We start from the raw sequence: 20,417 nt of genomic DNA on the forward strand, positions 1-20,417 counted from the left end.
GTCTCGTGGCCCGGTATCTGATCACGCGCGCCTGGCACTCAGCGCTGACTCTGCTGCTGTCGACCGTCGTGGTGTTCCTCGGTGTGCGGGCCCTCCCCGGGGACCCGGCCCTCGCCCTCGCGGGGGAGGACCGGTCCCCGGAGGCGCTGGCGGCCATCCGTCACCACTACGGCCTGGACCAACCGTTGCCACTGCAGTTCGCGCAGTACGTCGAACGCGTCGTGCAGGGCGACTTCGGCGAGTCGATCCGAACCGGCATCCCGGTCTCGTCGATGCTCACCACCGCCCTGCCCGTCACGGCCGAGCTCTCCGTCCTGGCGATCCTCATCGCCGCGGCGCTGGGCGTCGGCGCCGGAGTGCTCGCGGCGGTGCGCCGCGGGCATCCGGCGGAGTGGCTCGCCAACGGGCTGGCCCTCGTCGGCCTGTCGGTGCCGCACTTCTGGCTCGGTCTGCTCGCGATCCTCTACCTCTCCGTGGCCACAGGGCTCTTTCCGGCCTCCGGATTCGTGCCGTTCCTGGAGGATCCGCTGGACAACCTGCACCACATCGTCCTGCCGGCCGTGATCCTCGGCACGGGCCTCGCCGCCATCATCATGCGACAGACGCGCTCGGCGATGCTCGACTCGCTCTCCTCCGACTACGTGCGTACGGCGAAGGCGAAGGGCCTTCGACCACGGGCCGTCATCACTCGGCATGCCCTACGGAACAGTCTGATCGTGGTGGTGACGATCGTGGGCCTCCAACTCGGAGGGCTGATCTCCGGAGCGGTCGTGACCGAGCAGATCTTCGGGCTCCCGGGCTTCGGCAAGATGACCATCGACGCGGTCTTCCAGCGGGACTACCCGGTCATCCAGGCCGTCGTCCTGCTCACCGCGACGGCCTACATCGTGATCAATTTCCTGGTGGATCTGCTCTACTCGGTCATCGACCCACGGATAAGGGTGACGGGGGACCCGGCATGAGCGTCCTCTCTGTTCCGATGGCGGAGACCGGCCCCGCCAGCATCACCCGGCGGACCCGGGTCCTGCGGCGGTTGCGGAGGAACCCGCTCGCCGTCGTGAGCTTCGTCGTCCTCGCGGTGGCGGCCGTCATCGCCCTGCTGTCGCCCTGGATCGCCCCCTACTCAGTCGAGCAGACCGACTTCGCCCACACGTTCTCGCCCCCGGGCACGCCGGGGCACGTGCTGGGAACCGACGACCTGGGTCGTGACGTCCTGTCCCGCATCATGCTCGGAGCGCGGGCCTCCCTGCAGGTGGCCCTCCTGGCGGTAGCCACCTCCCTGGCCATCGGGGTTCCGCTCGGGCTCGCGGCGGGCTACTTCCGGGCCTGGGACGCCGTGATCTCGCGCTTCACCGACCTGCTGCTCGCGTTCCCGTTCCTGATCATGGCGGTGGGGCTGGCCGCCATCCGGGGCGCCAGCCTCGGCAACGCCGCTGTGGCCATCGGGGTGGCCCAGATCCCGGGTGTGATCCGCGTGGTGCGTTCGGACACCCTGCGGCTCAAGTCGCTGGACTTCGTCGCGGCGGCCGTCGTGGACGGCGCGAGTGACCTGTGGGTGCTCGCCCGGCACATCATGCCCAACGCGACGTCGGTGATCCTGGTGCAGGCCACGGTCGCGATCCCGGCCGCGATCCTGGGCGAGGCGGTGCTGTCCTTCCTCGGCCTCGGCATCCAACCCCCGGCCCCCAGTCTCGGAACCATGCTGGCCACCGCCCAGCAGTTCGCGGCTCGCGCCCCGTGGGCAGCGGTCCTCCCCGGTGTCGTGATCATGGGGCTGGCGCTGGCGTTCAACGTCTTCGGCGACGCCCTGCGGGACGCGCTCGACCCGAAGGGAGACCGGTGATGACGACGGTTGAACGAGCCGGTGCCGGCGCCGCGGTCGGCACACCCGTGCTGGCGGTACGCGATCTCTCGATCGTGTTCACGACCGAGGGCGGAACCGTCTCGGCGGTGGACCGGGTGAACCTGGATCTTGTCTCCGGAGAGATCGTCGGAATGGTGGGCGAGTCGGGTTGCGGAAAGAGCGTCACGGCGATGAGCATCGCGGGCCTGCTCCCTGACAGCGCCCGAATCTCCGGCTCCGTGCGGCTGAACGGGACCGAGCTCGTCGGCAGCCGCGAGTCGGTGCTGCGCCGGGTGCGTGGCAAGGAGATCGCCTACATCTTCCAGGAACCGATGACGTCGTTGAATCCGGTGCTCACCGTCGGGCGCCAGATCGCAGAGGTGCTCCAGGTCCACGAGCGGATGTCCCGGCGCGCCGCCCGGGCCCGGGCCGTCGAACTGCTGTCGCTGGTCGGTATCCCGTCCGCCCCGACGCGAGTCGACAACTATCCCCATCAGCTCTCCGGGGGCATGCGCCAGCGGGTGATGATCGCGATGGCGGTGGCCTGCGGCCCGAAGGTGCTGGTGGCCGACGAGCCGACCACCGCCCTGGACGTCACGGTCCAGGCCGGCATTCTCCAGGTGCTCCGAGACCTGCGCGACCGGCTGGGCACGACCATCCTCATCATCACGCACGACCTCGGCGTGATCGCCGACATCGCGGACCGCGTCGTCGTCATGTACGCCGGGCGGGTGGTCGAACGAGCGCAGGTCACCGACCTGTTCGCGCACCCGTGCCACCGGTACACGGCCGGGCTCCTGTCGGCTTCGCCGACGCCCGGCAGGCACGCCGGCACCGAGCGCCTACAGGAAATACCCGGTCTCGTGCCGGTGCTGTCGGCCCAGCCCGATGCCTGCACGTTCGCGGACCGCTGCCCAACCGCGGACTCGCGGTGCCGCACCAACGCCCCGGCGCTCGAGGTCGTCCGGACCGGAACCACGCCCGCGGCGACGGACCACCTGGCGGCCTGCTGGCATCCCTGCCCGACGCCTCGGACGCAACCTGAGGAGACGAACACATGACGCCGCAGCCGAACGCCCTCGAACTCGAGGACCTGGTGATGCACTTCGGGCCGGTGCGGGCCGTGGACGGCGTCTCGCTCGCCATCCCCAAGGGTCGAGTCACCGCGTTGGTGGGGGAGAGCGGCTCCGGCAAGTCGACAGTCGGTCGATGCGTGGTGCGGCTCGTGGAGCCCACCGCGGGCGTGGTCAGGATAGCCGGAACGGACGTCACCCACCTGTCCCGGCGACAGCTGCGCCCGTACCGGAGCACCGTGTCGATCGTCTTCCAGGACCCCGCCGGCTCGCTCGACCCGCGGATGCTGGTGGGTGACATCGTGGCGGAGCCGCTACGCCTGTCCGGTGGGCGGTTCTCGCGACGTGACCGGGAGGCTCGCGTTGCCACGGAACTGGGCAGGGTCGGCCTCCGACCCGAGGTCGCCCGCCGATATCCCCACGAGCTTTCCGGAGGGCAACGCCAGCGCGTCAGCATCGCCCGGGCACTGATCTCCGAGCCCATGCTGCTCATCGCGGACGAACCCACCAGCGCGCTCGACGTGTCCGTGCAGGCGTCGGTGCTCAACCTCCTCGCCGACCTGCAGCGGGACATCGGATTCGCCTGCCTCTTCATCACCCACGACCTGTCCGCGGTGGAGTACCTGGCCGACGACATCGCCGTCATGTACCTCGGCCAGCTCGTCGAGAAAGGTTCCCGCGAGCAGATCTTCACGCGACCCGCTCACCCCTACACCCAGGCGCTGCTGGCGGCCGCACCGGTGGCCGATCCGGTCCGCCAACGCCGGCGTCAGCCGGTCCTGCTCGGCGACGACCTGCCGTCGGCGCTGGATCCTCCGTCCGGCTGCCGCTTCCGTACCCGGTGCCCGCTCGCGTTCGATCGGTGTGCGGCTGAGGTGCCGGAGCAGGTGGAGGTCGGTGGGGGCATGGCCGCCTGCCACCTGGTCCAGGCGGACGGCAGCCGGCCCGATGTCCGGGCCACCGACCCGAATGAGGTGTTGTCATGACGTTCACCACCAGGCCGACGTTGCAGGGAACCTTCGGGATGGTCTCCTCGACGCACTGGCTCGCCAGCCAGGCGGCCATGGGCATCCTCGAGCGCGGTGGGAACGCCTTCGACGCGGCCGTCGCCGCGGGATTCGTCCTGCACGTCGTCGAACCGCATCTCAACGGGCCCGGCGGTGAGGTGCCGGCGATCGTGGCGACGGCCCAGGACCCGGCGCCGAAGGTGCTGTGCGGGCAGGGGCCGGCGCCCGCCGGCGCCACCATCGCGCACTTCCGGTCGCTCGGGATGGAGCTCATTCCCGGGGCCGGCCCGCTCGCGGCGGCCGTGCCGGGTGCCGTGGACGCCTGGTTGCTTCTGCTGCGGGACCATGGCACGTCCTCCCTGGAGGAGGTGCTGGAACCGGCGATCGGTTACGCCGGCGCCGGTCACCCGCTGGTCGGCAGGGTCGGCGACACGGTCGCCGCCGTGCGCTCGTTGTTCGAGGAGCATTGGCCCACCTCCGCTCAGCTATGGCTGCGCAACGGCAAGCCGCCGACGGCGGGGAAGTTGTTCGCCAACCCGGCCTACGCGCGGACCCTGCGAAGACTGGTCGACGCCGGCCGGACGAGCGGCCCCGACCGCGAGGCACAGATCGAGGCCGCACGTCGCGCCTGGCGGGAAGGTTTCGTCGCTGAGGCGATCGACCGGTTCAGTCGGCAGCCGTTCCAGGACTCCAGCGGGCGTTCCCACGCCGGCCTCGTCACCGGCGCAGACATGGCCGCCTTCTCCGCCACCTGGGAGGAGCCGGTCACCCTCGACTGGCACGGTTACTCGGTGGCAAAGACCGGCTTCTGGGGCCAGGGCCCGGTACTGCTGGAGACGCTGTCCGTACTCGACGCGCTCGACGACCACCGGGTGTACGACCCGGCGACCGCGGCCGGCATCCACGCCCAGGCCGAAGCGCTCAAACTTGCCTTCGCCGACCGCGAGGCCTGGTACGGCGATGGTGACGTGCCCGCGAAGGCACTCCTGTCCCGGGAGTACGCCAGGGAGCGGGCAGCCCTGATCGGGCAACGGGCGTCGGCGGAGCTGCGGCCGGGGCGCCCCGACGGGGCAGATCCCGTTCTGCCGCGCCAGGTCTGCCGCGGTGCCGGACGTCGCGCCGACCCGGCGGATCCCACGACGGGGGAGCCGACGGTGAAGTCGGACGGCGTGACCCGCGGCGACACCTGTCACGTCGACGTGGTCGACAGCTGGGGGAACATGATCTCCGCGACGCCGAGCGGCGGCTGGCTGCAGAGCTCTCCCACCATTCCGGATCTCGGCTTCCCGCTCGGCAGCCGGCTGCAGATGTTCTGGCTGGAGGAAGGTGTCGCGTCGTCGCTCGCGCCGGGACGCCGACCGCGTACCACCCTGAGCCCGACGATGGTGCACCGCGACGGGGAGCCCGTACTGGCGTGCGGCACGCCCGGCGGCGATCAGCAGGACCAGTGGCAGCTGCTGTTCCTGCTCCGCCATCTCGCCGGGGGACAGTCCCTGCAGGAGGCCATCGACGCGCCCATGTGGCACACCGCCAGCCTGCCGGCGTCGTTCTACCCGCGCGACGTCGAACCCGGCGTCCTGGTGATGGAGGACCGCCTGGACCCGGAGGTGCTGGCGGCCCTGCGGGCATACGGGCACGAGGTGCGGCTGTCCGACCCGTGGAGCCTCGGCCGGCTCTGCGCCGTGACCCGCGACCCGACCAGCGGAGTGCTCGCAGCCGGAGCGAACCCCCGCGGCATGCAGGGCTACGCCTGCGGTCGGTAGCCGTCAGCGGGCCCCGTACCCGCCCTCGGCGTTCTCGTACGCCGCCGCGGACGCGGCGTCGAGGTGGGCGAGTGCGGCCCGTTCGGCCCGGTCGCCGTCGCCGGACTCGATCGCGTCGACCAGCTGGATGTGCTCGGCCCACGAGTGCGGCGCCCGTTGCGCGGCCCCCAGCCGGAAGACCCACTGCACATGGAGGTACAGCGCCTTGGCTATCGACGACAGCCAGGGGTTTCCGCTGATCTGGAGGATTCGCAGGTGCAGGGCGCTGTTCAGTTCGGCGACCCGGCGCAGATCCTGCCGTTGCGTCGCCTCGCGGCCCTGGTCCAGCAGGTTCCGCAGCGCGGCCACGTCCGCCGCGGTGGCCCGCTCGGCCGCCAACCGGGCGGCCAGCGCCTCCAGACGCTCGCGTACGGCGAACATGTCGGCGATGGTGCCGCTGCTCGGCGAGGCGACGACGGCCCCGCGGCGGGGCAGGATCACGACGAAACCCTCCGCCTCAGCGACGCGCAGCGCCTCCCGAACCGGGTTACGGGAGACACCGAAGTCCTCGGCCAACCGGTCTTCGGTCAGCCGCTCTCCGGGAAGGTAGTCGCCGTTGATGATGGCGGTCCGTAGTGCGGCGAGGACCTGGTCGCGTAGCGGCAGGTGTTGAGCGCCGAGCTTGTCCCGCAGGTCTTCAGTCAACCCGATCGCCTCTCCGTGAACCGTCCATGGCGAAGTGTATACGAAGAACAATCGGTCTAGGGATGGCTGACAGTGCTGAGAACAGTGCCACGAGTCATACGTTCACGAGTCATGCCGGGAGGGCAACCGGATCTGCTTCGGCGCCGGCACGCCCTCGTCGTCGTGCTCACCTTCCTGACCGGAAGCGCCGACGCACTCGGCTTCCTCTCCCTCGGTGGGGCCTTCGCGAGCGTCATGACGGGCAACATGGTGCTGCTCGGGCTCTCGGCGGGCCGCGGCGAGGCCGAGCTCGCCCTGACCTCGGGCAGCGCCATCGTCAGCTTCATCGCCGGTGTCCTCGCGGGCGCGCGGCTCGCCGGCGCGGCTCAACCTGACGATCCCGTGTGGCCACGGCGGGTCACCGGAGCGCTCGTGCTGGAGTTCCTGGTGTTCGTCGTGTTCCTCGTCGTCTGGGAGATCGACCTCTCCGACCGCTCGGAGCACGTCGATCTCACGCTCCTCATGCTGTCGGCAGCGGCGCTGGGAGTGCAGAGCAGCGCCATCCAGCGGTTCGGCGTCCCTGGCCTCTCCTCCACCTACCTGACCGGCACACTCACCAGTCTGATCGCCGGCGTCGCCGCTCGAAAGCCGTGGCACAGCCTTCGGCCGAAGACGCACGTCCTGCTGGCCCTGATGAGCGGAGCCGCTGTCGGTGCGTTGGTCGCCCTCCGCCTGCCGGCCTGGGCACCGGCACTGTTGATCGTGCCGCTCGGGTTCGTCATCGCCGTGTCCGCGCGAATGGCGAAGAAGCCTTCCTCCGATGTCAACGCGCGCCGGACCTGATCGGTGGGCGAGGGCTGGTGCTCGACGGGACGACGGCCGCAACCGGCGTCCGGCCCGGACGTCGGGTTCGACGTGGACGGCGTGGTTGGGCGTCAGGTCTCGGCTCAGCGGCGCCGCCAGCCCCAGCGGCGCGGCCGGGGCACCCCGCCCCGCTGCTGGGCCAGCATCTCGGCGGCGACGCGCAGCTTCAACGCCGGTTCGGCGCCGGCCGGCCCGAGCGTGCCGGTCAACCGGTTGCCCAGCTTCAGCACGGTGCCGGCCCGGTCGACGTCGCCGATGAGCACCAGGCACTGCGCGTACAGGCCGTAGGTGTTGGCCAGCTCCCAGCGGCTGAGCGGACGGGTCGGGTCGAGCAGACCCTGGCGCAGCTCGCAGGCGCGGGAGGCGGCCAGCGCCGCCTCCGCCAGGTCGCCGGTCGACCCGGTCAGGGCGCGGTGCAGCAGCGCAGTCGCCTGGTTGTGGTACGCCGTGCCGAGCGCCTCCCGGGTGCGGGGGCCGGCGGCCGTCGGGGAGCCGACCGTGAGCAGCCCCGCGGCGATCGCCCGCTCCAGCAACTGGACCCGGGCGGCGGGTTGCCCGGCCGCGAAGGCGATCTCGGCGACGTCGACCACGGCGGTGACCAGCTCGGCCAACGCCTCGTCGGGGCGGGGCGCGGCATGGTCCTGGCCGGTGCCCCGCGCCGCATCGTTGAGCTGCTCGAAGATCGCCACCGCCTCACGCCCGGGCACCATCCCGGGGCCGGGGCGGCCCAGCGCCGACAGCAGCATCGCCCGCCGCCACAGCGCCCGGGCCAGTTGTCGCCGGTCCTCGGAGTCGACCGGTCCGGGACGGCGGGTGGCGTCCCGGTAGGCGTCGATCACCTTGACCCAGAGGCGGTCCGCCTCCGTCCACATGTGCTGCCGGGTGGAGTACTCGCGCGCCTGCTCGAACAGCCGTTTCCGCTCGTCCGGCCCCATGCCCGCACCGCCCTCCGCCGTACCCGCCCGGGACGCCCCGGCCCGCGGGGCATGAACCGCCATCGATTCTATGGCGGCCCGGCCAGGTCCCTGCGCCGCCGCGGCGGGCGATTCGCGGCCGGTTCCTGTCCGGTGCGGGGTCAGTCGGCCGTGCCGACCCGCTCGAACGCGTGGGCCAGTCGAGCGAGGTCGAAGCCCTGGAAGTGGTCGAGGAACCGTCGCCGTACCGCGGCCAGGTGGCTCGGCCAGGAGCGCTCCAGCCGCGCGAGGCCGGCGTCGGTGAGGACGGCGTTCCAGCCCCGGGCGTCGTCGGCGCACTTGACCCGCTCGACCAGGCCCTGGCCCTCCAGGCGGTTGATGGTGCGGGTCATCCCGCTGAGCGAGAGTTCGCACGCCGCCGCCAGTTCGTTCATCCGCAGCTGCCGGTCGGGCGTCTCGGAGAGGTGCATCAGGGCGGTGTACTCGGTGAGTGGCAGCTGTCCGTCGCCGGTCATGTCGGCGTCGATGGCGCGGGGGAGGACGTACATCACCCGGCGCAGCGCACGGACCAACGCCTCCTCCTCCGGGTTCAGCGGCTGCGGACGCTCGTCGGCCATACCGACCAGCATAGTTGCTTGACCGAACAACCAGCCTGTGACCGGCGCCATGCCGGGAAGAAGTTGCTTGACGAAGCAAGTTCTGTATCGTGGGCCCAGCAGGGCTCGACCCCCATGTCAGAAAGGCACCACGATGACCAGGATCGGCATCATCCTCGGCAGCACCCGCCCCGGGCGGAACGGCGAAGCGGTGGCCCGCTGGGTCCTCGACGTCGCCAAGCAGCGCACCGACGCCGAGTTCGAGCTCGTCGACCTGCTCGACTACCAGCTGCCCCACCTCGACGAGAGCATCCCGCCCTCGCTGGGCCAGTACACCCAGCCACACACTCAGCGCTGGGCGAGCACCATCGCCTCGTTCGACGGCTTCGTGATGGTCACGCCCGAGTACAACCACTCCACCTCCGGCGCACTGAAGAACGCCATCGACTTCCTCTACGCGGAGTGGAACAACAAGGCGGTCGGGTTCGTCAGCTACGGCTCGGCCGGCGGCACCCGGGCGGTGGAGCACCTGCGGCTGATCGCCGGCGAGCTCCAGATGGCCGACGTACGCGCCCAGGTCGCGCTGTCGCTCTTTACCGACTTCGAGAACTTCAGCGTCTTCACGCCCAACGAGTTCCAGCGTGGCGCGCTCAACACCACCCTCGACCAGGTGGTGGCCTGGAGCGGCGCGCTCGCGCCGCTGCGCCACCGCTGACCCCGGTCAGCCCGGCGGAGTGACCGCCGGGCACCGGGAACGGCGCGGGGGAACGCACCGGCACGGATCCACGGTCAGCGTCGACCGCGGCCGGTGCGCCCCCCGCGTCACAGCCGGTGCCGGACCCAGACGTTGGGTTCGACGTAGACGGCGTGGCCGTGCGTCAGGTCGCACTGCACCGGCACCAGCGCGCCCGGCACGTGGACCGGCCCGTCGGTGTCGAAGGGCAGGCCGGTCCAGCCGCGCCAGTCGTCCAGCGTCCCGCTGATCACCATCGACCGGGGCGCCACCCGCTCGATACGACCGCCCGCGCGGACGTGCACCCGCAGCCACGGGTCGACCGGCAGGCCGTCCGCGCGGACCTGCGTGGCGTACTCGGTCATCGGCACGTCGGGCTGGTTGTGCTTGCCGTTCGGGCGGACCGGCGCGACCAGCGTGTCGTAACCCCGCTTCGCGACCGTCTGCCGCATGGCGTCGAGCATCCGCGCGGACAGGCCGGTGCCGCGCCGGTCGGGCCGGATGCAGATCTCCAGGGCCGACACGAGGTTCGGGGGGGCGCCGGTGAGCCGGTTGACGGTGGCCCGCTGGATCATCCGGTCCCAGCCGCCGTCGGGAAGCTCCGGCTCGGTCCAGCGCAGCGGCACGGCGTACGCCTTTGCGACGGCGCGTTCCGGCTCGTCCGAGTCGACGGCGGCGAACACGAACTCGGGGTACAGCTCGTGGGCGACGCTGTAGTACACCCCGCCCATCGGATCCCAGAGCATGAACGGCGGCCACGCCCCGGGGAAGTCCTCTTCCAGCAGCGGGGCCAGGTCCGGGCGGTCCGCCAGGCTCATGATGTCGATGGTCACCGCGGCACCCTAGGCCCCCGGGCCGTCAGCCGCACATCAATTACCCACGCGGGGTGGGGTGCGGCGGGGGGCTGCTTGGCACCCTCAAAGGTTAGGCTAACCTAAGCGCGTGTCCGACGACCGAGCGTTGCCCCGCGACGAGAGCCTGCGTGGTGTCGACCTGCACCTGGGTTACCACGGCGCCACCGTGGTGCGGGGTGCGTCCATCGCGCTGCGGCCGGGAGTGGTCACCGCGCTGGTCGGCCCGAACGGCAGCGGAAAGTCCACCCTGCTGCGGGCGCTGGCCCGGCTGCACCCGATCGGCGGCGGCTCGGTGCTGCTCGCCGACGGCATCGCCGCCGGGCTGCCGGCCCGGGAGTTCGCCCGGCGGGTCACCCTGCTGGCCCAGAGCCGGCCGGTGCCCAGCGGGGTCACCGTCCGGGACGTGGTCGGCTACGGCCGGCACCCGTACCGGGGGCGCTGGCGGGCCGACGACCCGGACGGGCCGGCCGCGGTCAGCCGCGCCATGGAGGTCACCGGCGTCACGGCGATGGCCGACCGTCCGGTGGACGAGCTCTCCGGCGGCGAACTCCAGCGGGTCTGGCTCGCCACCTGCCTGGCGCAGGACACCCCGGTGCTGCTCCTGGACGAGCCGACCACCTTCCTCGACCTGCGCTACCAGGTGGAGATCCTCGACCTGATGCGGGATCTCGCCGACGACCACCACGTCGCCGTGGGTGTCGTCCTGCACGACCTCAACCAGGCCGCCGCTGTCGCCGACGAGGTGGTGCTGCTGCACGACGGTCGGGTCCGCGCCGCCGGCGCTCCCGTCGACGTCCTCACCGAGGACGCCCTCACCGAGACGTACGGCATCCGGATCGAGGTGACCACCGATCCGGTCAGCGGAATCGTCACCACCCGCCCGGTGGGCCGGCACCTGACCCGGCTGCCGGCCTGACCCGTCAGTCCCGTTCGTACCCGAGAAAGATCACCATGACCCGTATCCGTGTCACCGCCCTGGTCGCCGCGACGGCCGCGCTGCTGCTCAGCGCCTGCGGCACCACCGAGAACGCCGCCAGCCCGGCGTCGTCCAGCTCCTCCGCCAGCGGCCCGGTGACCGTCACCGACAGCCGGGGCAAGCAGGTCACCCTCAAGGCTCCGGCGACCAAGGTCGTCGGCCTGGAGTGGGGCGAGGTCGAGATGCTCGTCAGCCTCGGCGTCATGCCGGTCGGCGTCGCCGACACCAAGGGCTACGCCACCTGGGTCACCGCGGCCAAGCTCGACGCCGGGGTGAAGGACGTCGGCACCCGGGCCGAGCCCAGTGTGGACTCCATCGTCGCCCTCCAGCCCGACCTGGTCGTGATGGAGGACGACCGGGGCGGTGCCCTGGTCACCCAGCTGGAGAAGTACGTCCCGGTGATCGTCACCAAGGGCAGCGACGCCAAGGACAATCTCGGCCGGATGCGGTCGGACCTCAACATGATCGCCCAGGCGGTCGGCCGGACCACCGAGGCGGAGAAGCTGCTCGCCGACTTCGACGCCGCCATCGCCGACGGGAAGAAGAAGATCGCCGACGCCGGGGCCGCCGGCCGGCCGTTCGCCATCGCCGACGGCTGGAAGGAGGGCAGCACGGTCAGCATCCGGATGTTCGGTCAGGGCGCGCTCGTCTCCCAGCTCGGCATCCAGTTGGGCCTCACCAACGCGTGGACCGGCAAGACCGACGAGGTGTGGGGCCTGGGCCAGACCGACGTCGAGGGCCTGACCGGGCTCAAGGACCCGAACCTGCACTTCTTCTACAACGCCTCCGACGGCGACGACGTCTTCGCCGACGGTCTCGCCAGCAACGCCATCTGGAAGTCGCTGCCCTTCGTCAAGCAGGGCAACCTGCACCGGATGCCGGACGGCATCTGGACCTTCGGCGGGCCGCTCTCCGGCAAGCAGTACATCGACCAGCTCGTGAAGACCTACACGGTGTGACCACGCTGACCGCGCCCCCGCGCCCGCGCCCGGAGCCGGCCACCCGGCCGGCTCCGGCCGGGCCGCTGTCCGCGCCCCGGGTGGTCGGGGCGCTCGTCGTCGGGGCGCTGCTGCTGCTCGTGGTCGCGGCGGTGCACCTGACCCAGGGCACTTCGACCGTCGGCGCCCTCGACCTGCTGCGGCTGGTCACCGGCGGCGAGGGCGAGGCGGCCCGGGTCCTGGTCGCCTCCCGGATCCCGCGCCTGCTCGCCGGGCTCGCCATCGGCGTCGCCCTCGGTTTCGCCGGCGTCGCCCTGCAGTCCATCGCCCGCAACCCGCTCGCCTCACCGGACACCCTCGCCGTCAACGCCGGCGCGCACCTGGCCATCGTGACGGTCGCCGCGTTCGGCATCTCGCTGCCCGTGCTGCCCGCGGGCGGGCTCGCCCTGTTCGGCGGGCTGGCCGCGGCTGCCCTGGTGATGGCGATGTCCGCCGGCGGCCAGTCGAACACCACCCGGCTCATCCTCGCCGGCTCCGCCACCGCGCTGGCGTTGAACTCGGCCACCATGCTGCTGCTGATCCTGTTCGATCAGGCCACCATCGGCCTGTTCGCCTGGGGCAACGGTTCGCTCGTGCAGAGCGACCTGGACGCGCTGACCCAGCTCGCCCCGGTGATCGGCATCGCCGTGGTCGCCCTGGTGCTGCTCGGGCACCGCCTCGACATCCTGGCCCTCGGCGACGACACCGCCACCGTGCTCGGTCTCGACGTACGGCGTACCCGGCTGATCGTCACCGTGCTGGCCGTCCTGCTCTCCGCCGCCGCGGTGACCCTGACCGGCCCGGTCGGCTTCGTCGGGCTCTGCGCGCCGGTCATCGTCCGGCTGCTCGGGCCGCTGGTGCCCGGCGTGCACCGGCACCGCGTGCTGCTGCCGCTCTCCGGCATCGCCGGCACCATCATCGTGCTCGGCTCCGACGTGCTGCTGCGCGCCGTGATGGGCGCGCAGGCCGGGGTGGACATCCCCACCGGCGTGGTCACCACGCTGTTCGGCGCGGCGATCCTGATCTGGCTGGCCCGCCGGCACCGCGACGCCGGGCCGACCCGCCGCCCGCCCGGCGGCCACGCGGCAGTGCGGTCCGCGACCTTCCACCGTGCCGTGGTCGCCTGCTGCGCCGTGCTCGCCGGCACCGCGGTCGTCGTCGGCATGCTGGCCGGCGACACCTGGGTGCTGCTCGGCGACATCGTCAACTGGATGCAGGGACGCACCGGGCCGGCGTACACCTTCGTGCTGGACCAGCGGTGGCCGCGGGTCGCCGCGGCGGTGCTGGCCGGCGCGGCGCTCGCGGTCGCCGGCACCACCGTGCAGGCGGTCTGTCGCAACCCGCTCGCCGAGCCGGGCATCCTCGGCATCACCGCCGGCGCCGGCCTCGGCGCGGTCTCGCTGCTCACCTTCGTGCCGTTGGCCGGCGTGTGGGCCGTCTCCGGCGTCGCCGGTGTCGGCGCGATCCTCGCCTTCGCGCTGGTCTACGGCGCGGCCTGGCGGGGTGGGCTGAGTTCCGACCGGCTGGTGCTGATCGGGTTCGGCGCCTGGTACGGCGGCATGGCGGTGATCACGTTCCTGATCGTCGTGTTCGACCCGTGGAACACCGGCAAGGCGCTGACCTGGCTCTCCGGCTCCACCTACAGTCGGACCGCGACGCAGGTGCTGCCGGTCGCGCTCGCGCTGGTGCTGCTCACCCCGGCGGTCGTGGCCGCCCGGCGGGAGCTGGATCTGCTCGCCCTCGACGACGACACGCCACGGGTGCTCGGCGTGCGGCTGGAACGCACCCGGCTGGTCGCGCTGGTCGCCGCGGCGCTGCTCACCTCCACCGCCGTGTCGGCGGTCGGCGTGATCGGCTTCGTCGGGCTGGTCGCCCCGCACGCCGCCCGCGCGCTGGTCGGTGGCCGGCACAGCCGGGTGCTGCCGGTCGCCGCGCTGCTCGGCGCGCTGCTGGTCAGCCTCGCCGACACCCTGGGCCGGACGGTCATCGCGCCCGCGCAGATCCCGGCGGGCCTGGTCACCGCGCTGATCGGCACGCCGTACTTCGTCTGGCTGCTGTGGCGCTCGCGCGCCGTGGTGTCGCCCTCGGCCCGCTGACGGGTCGCCGCTGCCCGCTCGTCCGCGCGTCCCGCCGTCCCACACTCGCCGCGTCAGCCCGGGTCGGGCGCCGTCAGTACCCACCTCGTGCCGGCCGGCAGGCGGTGCAGAAGCGGGTCGCCGGGCGGTGCGCGAGCTGCTCGATGGGGATGTCAGCGGCGCACCCCTCGCAACTGCCGTAGCCGTCCTGTTCCAGGTAGTGCAGGGCGCGGGCGATGTCACCCAGGGCCCGCCGCGACGCGGCGGTCAACGCGGCGGCGGCCGCCGGATCGGCGCCGGGCAGCTGGCTGGCCTGCCGGGCCAGCAGCGCGAGCTGGGTCGTGTGCCGCTCGTACTGCTCCTCCAGGACGATCCGCAGCACCCCCAGCTCGTCCTGCCTGCTCACGGCGTACACGTCGGCTTTCCCTCCGGTGGGCACATGGCAGAGCGGGCGGAGCGCCGCCGCGCTCCGCCCGCTCGTTGAGTGGTGGTCAGCGCAGCGGGTCGAAGGGGCGCAGCTCCGCCGGCTGCCGGCCGGTGGTGATCTGCTCGGCGAGTAGCGTGCCGGTCAGCGGGCCGAGGGTGATGCCCCACATGCCGTGGCCGCCGGCCGCGTAGACCCGCGGCGACCGGGTCCGGCCGATCAGCGGCAGGCCGTCCGGGGTGCAGGGGCGCGAGCCCACCCACTCGTCGGTACGGGCGTCCAGGTCGGCGTCGCGCAGCAGCGGCCGGGCGGCCTCGGCGATGGCGGTGATCCGGCGGCGGTCCAGCGGCGCCTCGGCGCGGCGGAACTCCATCATCCCGGCGACCCGCAGCCGGTCGCCGAGCGGCGTGCAGGCCACCCGCTGCGCCGGGAAGTACACCGGCCCGGCCGGCAGGTGCTCGATCGGGACGCTGAAGCTGTACCCGCGGCCCGCCTGCACGACGGTCCGGACGCCGAATCGCCGGGCCAGCTCACCGAACCAGGTGCCGGTGGCCAGCACCACCGCGTCGTACCGGTCGTCGGCGCCGGTCGCTGTCACCACCCGCACCCCGGCGCCCTCGTCGCGGACGTCCACCACGTCCGCCCCCGTCACGATCGAGGCGCCGCGGGCGCGGACGGAGTCGGCGAGCGCGTGCACGTACTGGCCGGGGTTGACGAAGCGCTGGCCGTGCAGGCGGATGGCGGCGCCGACGTGGTCGGAGAGGGAGGGCTCCACCTCGCGCGCCTCGGCGCCGGTCAGCACGTCGAACTCGATCTCCTGACCGGCGGCGTGGATGTGCCCCAGTTCGTCCAGCAGCACCGACCGCTCGGTCTCGGTCCGGTACGCCGCGATGAACGACTTCGCCTCGTTCGCCCGGGCGGTGACCCCGCCCGCCTCCAGCGCCTCGAACGTCTCCAGCGCGCGGCGGTTCATCGGGATGTAGGCCCGCATCGCGGTGCGCCACTTGGCGGCCGTGCTGTGCCGGGTGAAGCCGGCCAGGAACCGCAGCAGCTTGACGTCCGCGCGCGGCGGCACGTACACCGGCGACGACGGGCTGAGCACGGCGCGCAGCCCGTAGCGGAGCACCGCGGGCTCGGGCAGAGGAGTGGTGATGCCGGGGGTGAGCCAGCCGGCGTTGCCCCAGGACGCGCCAGCCGCCACCCCGGTCCGGTCGAGCACGGTGACCCGCACCCCCCGCTCCTGGAGGAACCAGGCGGTGGCCAGCCCGACCATCCCGGCGCCGATGACGGCGACGTGCTGGGGCGCGGGCCCGGACTCGGCGGCAGACATCGGTTCTCTCCTTCGGATCAACGGGGGATCGGGCCCAATCCTGGCCGCGCCGGGCCGCAACGTCATTGTCCGGCCAGGCCAACGATCGTTCCGGCCATTGGTCGGAACAGACAACGCCCAAGGCATAATCATCATCATGATCACCGTGGGTGGCGTGGTGGACGCCGTCGGTGCCGCGCTGCTCCAGGTCGTCGTCCGCGGCGCCGCGGCGGAGGTCCGCGACGTCACCTTCGCCGACCCCGACGACGCGACGACCGGCGAGCGGGGTGACCTCGTCCTCGGCGCCGGCATCGCGACCGGAGAGCAGGCCATCGGCGTGGTCACCTGGTGCGCGGAGACCGCCGCGGCCGGCCTCGTGCTGAAGCCGCCACTGGCCACCCACCCCGAGGTGACGGCGGCCGCCGCCGACCGCGACCTGACCCTGGTCGAGCTGCAGAGCCACGGCTCGTGGGCGCAACTCGTCTGGCTGCTCCGCGGGGTGATCGACCGGGCGGTCGCGCCCGGCCCGCCGGAGAGCGGCGAGGCCGGGGTGTACGACGAGCTGTTCGCCCTCGCCGACGCGACCGCCGCCATCGTCGACGCGCCGGTGACCATCGAGGACGCCCAGTCCCGGGTGCTCGCCTACTCGTCCCGCCAGGACCGCACCGACCCGGCGCGTGTCTCCACCATCGTCGGGCGGCGGGTGCCCGGCGAGGTGATCGCGCACTTCCGGTCCCGTGGCGTGTTCCGCAAGCTCGCCACCGGCAGCGACCTGATCTTCGTACCGCAGGGGCCGGACGGGACGTTGCCCCGGCTGGTGATCCCGATCCGGGCCGGCGGCGAGCTGCTCGGCTCGATCTGGGCGGTGGTCGACGGCCCGGTGCCGGACGAGCGACTGCGCGACCTCCAGGGCACCGCGTCCCAGCTGGCGCTGCACCTGCTCCGGCTGCGGGTGCAGGCCGACGTCGCCCGCCGCGCGGCGGCCGACCGGCTACGCGCCGCGCTGCGCGACCCCGGCCGGCTGGGCCGCGAGGAGCTGGGCCTGCCCGCCGGTCCGTGGCGGGTGGTCGCGCTCGGGGCCCACGGCGGTACGGCGGAGCTGGTGCACAACCTCGCCCTGTGGGAGTCGATCACCCGTCGGCACGGGTGGCGCCAACCGCTGATCGCCGACCTCGGCGAGGTGCTGTTCGCCGTGGTGGCCGCCGACGGCGAGGCGCCCGGTTCCTGGCTGTGGCTGGAGCGGCTGATCCACGACATCGCCCGGCACGACCCGGCGCTGTCCGCCGCCTCCGGCGGTGTCGCCCGCACCCTGCCGGACCTGCGGCGCTCCCGCGCCGAGGCGGCGGAACTGCTCGCCCTGCACGGCCCGGCCCGGCGTGGTCCGGTGCTGCGGTTCGAGGACGTCTGGGCGGACGTGGTCGTGCACCGGGTGGTCAGCACGGTGCCGAGGGCCGACCTGCTGGTCGGCGGGCCGCTGCCCGCCCTCGTCGCGCACGACCGGCAGCACGGCACCGACTACGTGGCCACGGTCGCCGCCTGGATCGAGGAGCAGGGTGACCCGACGCGGGCGGCCCGACGGCTGCACGTGCACCCCAACACGCTGCGGTACCGGATGCGCCGCCTCGCCGAGGTCGTCCCCGTCGACCTGGGCTCGGCGCGTACCCGGCTGGCGCTGCAGATCCAGCTCGCCGCGCTGCGCCGGGAGCCGCTAGCGCCGCCCGGGTGATTGACATCCTCTTCGCCCTAAAGGACGTCATCGCCGACTGGGAGAGGCGGACCTCGGGACTGAGCGGGCTGCTGACCGGCTACCTGCGTAGCGACCGAGCGGTGCCGGTCGGGGCGTGTTGATCATCGCTCAGGACGCCGAGCGTGGAGAGCAACTGCTGGATGACATGATCCGCGATCCGCTGCGATCGCAGATAGCGGTGACTACCAGGGAGATGGTGTATCGGCACTGGCCCAATGACCAGGTGCGGAGGCTGCCCGGGGATGCCAACGCCCGGCGACTGGCCGACCTCGGAGTCTGATCTTGCTTGCTGTCTCCGCGCTGACCGTAAGGCGGGCTCAGCCCTGATCGGTGCTCCTGGCAGGCACGCCGCTGGTCATCCGGGTCGCTGCTTCTAACGCCGCCGCCCAAGGAAACGCCCTTCGGCGACTACTGCCGCTGCCGGGCTGGTGAGGCTCCCATCCGTCGTCTGTCCCGAGGAAGATCCTTACGCGCTCGTCGCGGAGGTCCGCCACCGCGCGCTGAAAGGGCGCGCGGACTGCCAGGGCGGCGTTGACGAACGGGACGACCACTGTCGGGACCTGCCGGCCGATCAGCTCGGCGACTGTTGTCATCGCGTAGTTGTCGGCGATGCCGAGGGCGATCTTGTTGACGGAGTTGTAGGTGGCGGGGGCGACGATGAGCGCGTCCGCTGCGGGGAGCGAGCGGCGGGCGCCGGGAGACGACCGGTACGTGGAACGGACCGGGTGCCCGGTCAGCCGCTCTATCGCTTCAATGTCGATGAACTCGAGGGCGCTGGGGGTGGCGGTGACCGCCGTTGTCCACGACTGTTGCGTCGCGGTGGTGATCAGTTGAGTCACGTCTGCGGCGGGCCCGGCAGCGCAGACGACGATTTGCAGGTGGCGGCGAGTCATACGTGGATCCCGGCTTGCTGGGCGAAGTCGATGACGGCGGTACGGACGTGCCCGTGGGTGAGGACTGCCAGGTCGCTGGCGATGCGCTGCACCGCTGGCCGGCACCGGATCTCCTGTGGGGCCACCTCATACGCGCTGCGTAGCGCGTTCAGACCGTGCTCGTAGCGACCCCACTGCGTGTAGGCGCGTGCCACGTCGACGAACAGGGAGGCCTTGCGTTCGGCGAGGTCGATCCTGTCCAGCGGCACCTTGCGGGCGAGAGCAATCGCGGTGCCGGCGTCGCCCAGGGCCAGCGCGACGTTGACGCGGTGCAGCAGGACGTTTGTGGCACCGAACCCGGTCCACCGGTCGTTGCCGTCGTAGCCGAGTCGTCCTGCGGCGTGGGAGGCCTCGTCGAGCATGACTTGTGCGCTGTCTCGGTTGTCGTCACGGGCTGCGGCGATAGCACCGCGCAGCAGCAGCGCGCCGTAGACGGCGACCGCGTCGGTCGAGGCGAGCCGGGTGCCACGTTGAAGGGTCTCGGCCGCGTGTTCGGCAAGCTGCCGTGCCTGATTGCTGTGGCCGTTGCTCATAAGGGCGTGGGTCATGATCCGCGCGCTGGCGGCTATCGCCACCGGGTCTTGACTGATCAAGGCGGCGCGGTTGCTGCGTTCAGCGGCAACCAGAGCCATGCCCTTGTCACCGACCTTGAGCAGTACGCTGCCGACGACGTGGTACAGGTCGCTGGTCAGGGCGTCGACCTGCGCTCGCTGCTCGCGCTCGGCCTCCGCGCGAGTCGGTTCCAGGGCGGGCAACAGGGCCACGAGCCCGGCGAGAACCTGCTCGTACCGGCAGGCCTGGTAGTCCGTCTTGGCTGCGGCGACGTCTCGAGCGAACTGCCGGAGCGGTAGGGCAACTGGCTCGGTGTTTCGGAAGGGTGGTGCGACCAGTGCATTGAGCAGCGCTGCGACGTTCGGCAGGGCCATGCCGCTGATCGTCACGCCCGTCAAGAGGTCTCTGCGCCGCACGTCGCCGTCCGAGTCGATGTCGTGAATGCTGCCTTCGACAGTATGGACGTGCGTGGCGGCGACGGACGGCTTCGCGGGATCCGCAAGTGCACCGCCGGTACCTGCTCTCACCAGTGCTTCGAAGCGCTCGCGGACGTCCGGGGTAGCCCGCGCCAGCACGGTGTCCAGAGCAGCCTGCATATCGGCACGCAGGTAGATCTTGTCGCCCTGGCTGCTCCACTTGGCCACCGTCCGCCGGGCCGCGCCCAGGTGTTCCGCGAAGCCGGTGACACTCATCCGCAACGCCCGGCGCAGCGCGTTTGCTTCCCGGCCGGTCCAGGTCGTCACCGCGGCCATCGCGCGTCCTTCCCGTTGCGACAGTTGTCAGCCGGACGATCGTAACGGCACTCGGCGTGCTTTCAGGTGCACCGTGAGTGCACCGCCAGGACATCCCCATCGCCGTGCCCGCCGAGCGAACCTAATCGTGCCGGTGCGCCGCTCTTGGTGAGTAGGCGGCCGGCACCGAATCGCAGCCTCACGCCAGGGGACTCGAGATGAACGACGGGACCACCGGACGGCATGGGTATGCGTCGGCGCGTCGGCCGGCCCCATCGTGTGACGCCCTCTTACGCGTGCGGCTGAGGCCTCGCCTGCGTACCGCCATGAGAGCTGCGTGGGTGGGTGATCGGCGGTCTGCTCCCAGCCGCCGTGGTGCGGCGG

General features: G+C 72.1%; 21 protein-coding genes. 13 read left to right on the forward strand and 8 right to left on the reverse strand.

Annotation, left to right across the window (positions count from 1 at the left end; genetic code table 11):
• The first annotated feature begins 5 nt into the window (after positions 1-5).
• Genes FHX32_RS33780 through FHX32_RS33800 form a run of 5 tightly spaced genes read left to right on the forward strand, consistent with a single transcriptional unit; the run spans position 6 to position 5,686 of the window.
• Positions 6-962: an ABC transporter permease gene (locus FHX32_RS33780; protein ID WP_167192115.1), complete on the forward strand. Its 957-nt coding sequence runs from the start codon at positions 6-8 to the stop codon at positions 960-962.
• A complete protein-coding gene (locus FHX32_RS33785; protein WP_167192117.1) occupies positions 959-1,843 on the forward strand; it encodes an ABC transporter permease in 885 nt (294 codons plus the stop codon). Before FHX32_RS33780 ends, FHX32_RS33785 begins: the two co-directional genes overlap by 4 nt.
• Positions 1,843-2,904 carry an ABC transporter ATP-binding protein gene (locus FHX32_RS33790; protein WP_167192120.1) on the forward strand — a complete coding sequence of 354 codons (1,062 nt, stop codon included), beginning with the start codon at positions 1,843-1,845 and terminating at the stop codon, positions 2,902-2,904. The genes FHX32_RS33785 and FHX32_RS33790 overlap by 1 nt, the downstream gene beginning before the upstream one ends.
• Positions 2,901-3,902, forward strand: coding sequence for an oligopeptide/dipeptide ABC transporter ATP-binding protein (locus FHX32_RS33795; protein ID WP_167192122.1), 1,002 nt, complete (start codon positions 2,901-2,903; stop codon positions 3,900-3,902). Before FHX32_RS33790 ends, FHX32_RS33795 begins: the two co-directional genes overlap by 4 nt.
• Positions 3,899-5,686, forward strand: coding sequence for a gamma-glutamyltransferase family protein (locus tag FHX32_RS33800; RefSeq protein ID WP_167192124.1), 1,788 nt, complete (start codon positions 3,899-3,901; stop codon positions 5,684-5,686). Before FHX32_RS33795 ends, FHX32_RS33800 begins: the two co-directional genes overlap by 4 nt.
• A gap of 3 nt (positions 5,687-5,689) precedes the next feature.
• Here FHX32_RS33800 and FHX32_RS33805 read toward each other — a convergent pair whose 3' ends face one another.
• Positions 5,690-6,370 (reverse strand): GntR family transcriptional regulator, encoded by a 681-nt coding sequence (locus FHX32_RS33805; protein ID WP_167192126.1) that lies wholly within the window; start codon positions 6,368-6,370, stop codon positions 5,690-5,692.
• Positions 6,371-6,481: 111 nt separating this feature from the next.
• Between FHX32_RS33805 and FHX32_RS33810 the strand changes: the two genes are divergently transcribed.
• The gene (locus tag FHX32_RS33810) at positions 6,482-7,192 is read left to right on the forward strand and encodes a DUF1275 family protein (RefSeq protein ID WP_208419661.1); all 711 of its coding nucleotides are present in this window, start codon (positions 6,482-6,484) and stop codon (positions 7,190-7,192) included.
• Positions 7,193-7,296: 104 nt separating this feature from the next.
• Here FHX32_RS33810 and FHX32_RS33815 read toward each other — a convergent pair whose 3' ends face one another.
• Complete coding sequence (locus FHX32_RS33815) at positions 7,297-8,148, reverse strand: hypothetical protein (RefSeq protein WP_208419662.1); 852 nt, start codon at positions 8,146-8,148, stop codon at positions 7,297-7,299.
• Between the two features lie 140 nt (positions 8,149-8,288).
• A complete protein-coding gene (locus tag FHX32_RS33820; protein WP_167192132.1) occupies positions 8,289-8,744 on the reverse strand; it encodes a MarR family winged helix-turn-helix transcriptional regulator in 456 nt (151 codons plus the stop codon).
• A gap of 133 nt (positions 8,745-8,877) precedes the next feature.
• Here FHX32_RS33820 and FHX32_RS33825 point away from each other — a divergent pair, with 133 nt between their 5' ends.
• Complete coding sequence (locus FHX32_RS33825) at positions 8,878-9,438, forward strand: NADPH-dependent FMN reductase (RefSeq protein WP_109899306.1); 561 nt, start codon at positions 8,878-8,880, stop codon at positions 9,436-9,438.
• 107 nt (positions 9,439-9,545) lie between these two features.
• Here FHX32_RS33825 and FHX32_RS33830 read toward each other — a convergent pair whose 3' ends face one another.
• Entirely contained in the window at positions 9,546-10,289 is a 744-nt protein-coding gene (locus FHX32_RS33830; protein ID WP_167192134.1) for an N-acetyltransferase, read from the reverse strand.
• A 109-nt stretch (positions 10,290-10,398) separates the two neighbouring features.
• Here FHX32_RS33830 and FHX32_RS33835 point away from each other — a divergent pair, with 109 nt between their 5' ends.
• The 3 genes from FHX32_RS33835 to FHX32_RS33845 are packed head-to-tail and all read left to right on the forward strand — an operon-like array spanning position 10,399 to position 14,359.
• A complete protein-coding gene (locus FHX32_RS33835) occupies positions 10,399-11,226 on the forward strand; it encodes an ABC transporter ATP-binding protein (RefSeq protein ID WP_486481464.1) in 828 nt (275 codons plus the stop codon).
• A gap of 35 nt (positions 11,227-11,261) precedes the next feature.
• Entirely contained in the window at positions 11,262-12,245 is a 984-nt protein-coding gene (locus FHX32_RS33840) for an iron-siderophore ABC transporter substrate-binding protein (RefSeq protein ID WP_167192136.1), read from the forward strand.
• Complete coding sequence (locus tag FHX32_RS33845) at positions 12,242-14,359, forward strand: iron ABC transporter permease (RefSeq protein ID WP_486481465.1); 2,118 nt, start codon at positions 12,242-12,244, stop codon at positions 14,357-14,359. The genes FHX32_RS33840 and FHX32_RS33845 overlap by 4 nt, the downstream gene beginning before the upstream one ends.
• A 73-nt stretch (positions 14,360-14,432) precedes the next feature.
• Here FHX32_RS33845 and FHX32_RS33850 read toward each other — a convergent pair whose 3' ends face one another.
• Together FHX32_RS33850 and FHX32_RS33855 are read right to left on the reverse strand one after the other, a co-directional pair.
• Entirely contained in the window at positions 14,433-14,744 is a 312-nt protein-coding gene (locus FHX32_RS33850; protein WP_146228043.1) for a TraR/DksA C4-type zinc finger protein, read from the reverse strand.
• Between the two features lie 85 nt (positions 14,745-14,829).
• Positions 14,830-16,092, reverse strand: a complete 1,263-nt coding sequence (locus FHX32_RS33855; RefSeq protein WP_109899309.1) for an NAD(P)/FAD-dependent oxidoreductase — start codon at positions 16,090-16,092, stop codon at positions 14,830-14,832.
• 136 nt (positions 16,093-16,228) lie between these two features.
• Between FHX32_RS33855 and FHX32_RS33860 the strand changes: the two genes are divergently transcribed.
• Genes FHX32_RS33860 through FHX32_RS33865 form a run of 3 tightly spaced genes read left to right on the forward strand, consistent with a single transcriptional unit; the run spans position 16,229 to position 18,098 of the window.
• Positions 16,229-17,797, forward strand: a complete 1,569-nt coding sequence (locus tag FHX32_RS33860; protein WP_109899310.1) for a helix-turn-helix domain-containing protein — start codon at positions 16,229-16,231, stop codon at positions 17,795-17,797.
• On the forward strand, positions 17,794-17,919 hold the full coding sequence (locus tag FHX32_RS35620) for a hypothetical protein (protein WP_255562286.1): 126 nt from the start codon (positions 17,794-17,796) through the stop codon (positions 17,917-17,919). The genes FHX32_RS33860 and FHX32_RS35620 overlap by 4 nt, the downstream gene beginning before the upstream one ends.
• A complete protein-coding gene (locus tag FHX32_RS33865) occupies positions 17,913-18,098 on the forward strand; it encodes a hypothetical protein (RefSeq protein WP_109899311.1) in 186 nt (61 codons plus the stop codon). The genes FHX32_RS35620 and FHX32_RS33865 overlap by 7 nt, the downstream gene beginning before the upstream one ends.
• A 37-nt stretch (positions 18,099-18,135) precedes the next feature.
• On the opposite strand, the gene FHX32_RS33870 is transcribed toward FHX32_RS33865, so the two are convergent.
• The gene (locus FHX32_RS33870; protein WP_167192138.1) at positions 18,136-18,711 is read right to left on the reverse strand and encodes a flavoprotein; all 576 of its coding nucleotides are present in this window, start codon (positions 18,709-18,711) and stop codon (positions 18,136-18,138) included.
• Positions 18,708-20,054 carry a hypothetical protein gene (locus FHX32_RS33875; protein ID WP_167192140.1) on the reverse strand — a complete coding sequence of 449 codons (1,347 nt, stop codon included), beginning with the start codon at positions 20,052-20,054 and terminating at the stop codon, positions 18,708-18,710. Before FHX32_RS33875 ends, FHX32_RS33870 begins: the two co-directional genes overlap by 4 nt.
• Between the last annotated feature and the right edge of the window lie 363 nt (positions 20,055-20,417).

The organism is Micromonospora sp. CNZ280 (genome assembly GCF_011759515.1).

Bases quoted from the DNA above. Each gene is read 5' to 3' on its own strand.
- FHX32_RS33785 (WP_167192117.1), top strand. From the start codon at position 959: ATGAGCGTCCTCTCTGTTCCGATGGCGGAGACCGGCCCCGCCAGCATC.
- FHX32_RS33790 (WP_167192120.1), top strand. From the start codon at position 1,843: ATGACGACGGTTGAACGAGCCGGTGCCGGCGCCGCGGTCGGCACACCC.
- FHX32_RS33795 (WP_167192122.1), top strand. From the start codon at position 2,901: ATGACGCCGCAGCCGAACGCCCTCGAACTCGAGGACCTGGTGATGCAC.
- FHX32_RS33800 (WP_167192124.1), top strand. From the start codon at position 3,899: ATGACGTTCACCACCAGGCCGACGTTGCAGGGAACCTTCGGGATGGTC.
- FHX32_RS33810 (WP_208419661.1), top strand. From the start codon at position 6,482: ATGCCGGGAGGGCAACCGGATCTGCTTCGGCGCCGGCACGCCCTCGTC.
- FHX32_RS33815 (WP_208419662.1), bottom strand. From the start codon at position 8,148: ATGGGGCCGGACGAGCGGAAACGGCTGTTCGAGCAGGCGCGCGAGTAC.
- FHX32_RS33820 (WP_167192132.1), bottom strand. From the start codon at position 8,744: ATGGCCGACGAGCGTCCGCAGCCGCTGAACCCGGAGGAGGAGGCGTTG.
- FHX32_RS33825 (WP_109899306.1), top strand. From the start codon at position 8,878: ATGACCAGGATCGGCATCATCCTCGGCAGCACCCGCCCCGGGCGGAAC.
- FHX32_RS33840 (WP_167192136.1), top strand. From the start codon at position 11,262: ATGACCCGTATCCGTGTCACCGCCCTGGTCGCCGCGACGGCCGCGCTG.
- FHX32_RS33855 (WP_109899309.1), bottom strand. From the start codon at position 16,092: ATGTCTGCCGCCGAGTCCGGGCCCGCGCCCCAGCACGTCGCCGTCATC.
- FHX32_RS33860 (WP_109899310.1), top strand. From the start codon at position 16,229: ATGATCACCGTGGGTGGCGTGGTGGACGCCGTCGGTGCCGCGCTGCTC.
- FHX32_RS33870 (WP_167192138.1), bottom strand. From the start codon at position 18,711: ATGACTCGCCGCCACCTGCAAATCGTCGTCTGCGCTGCCGGGCCCGCC.
- FHX32_RS33875 (WP_167192140.1), bottom strand. From the start codon at position 20,054: ATGGCCGCGGTGACGACCTGGACCGGCCGGGAAGCAAACGCGCTGCGC.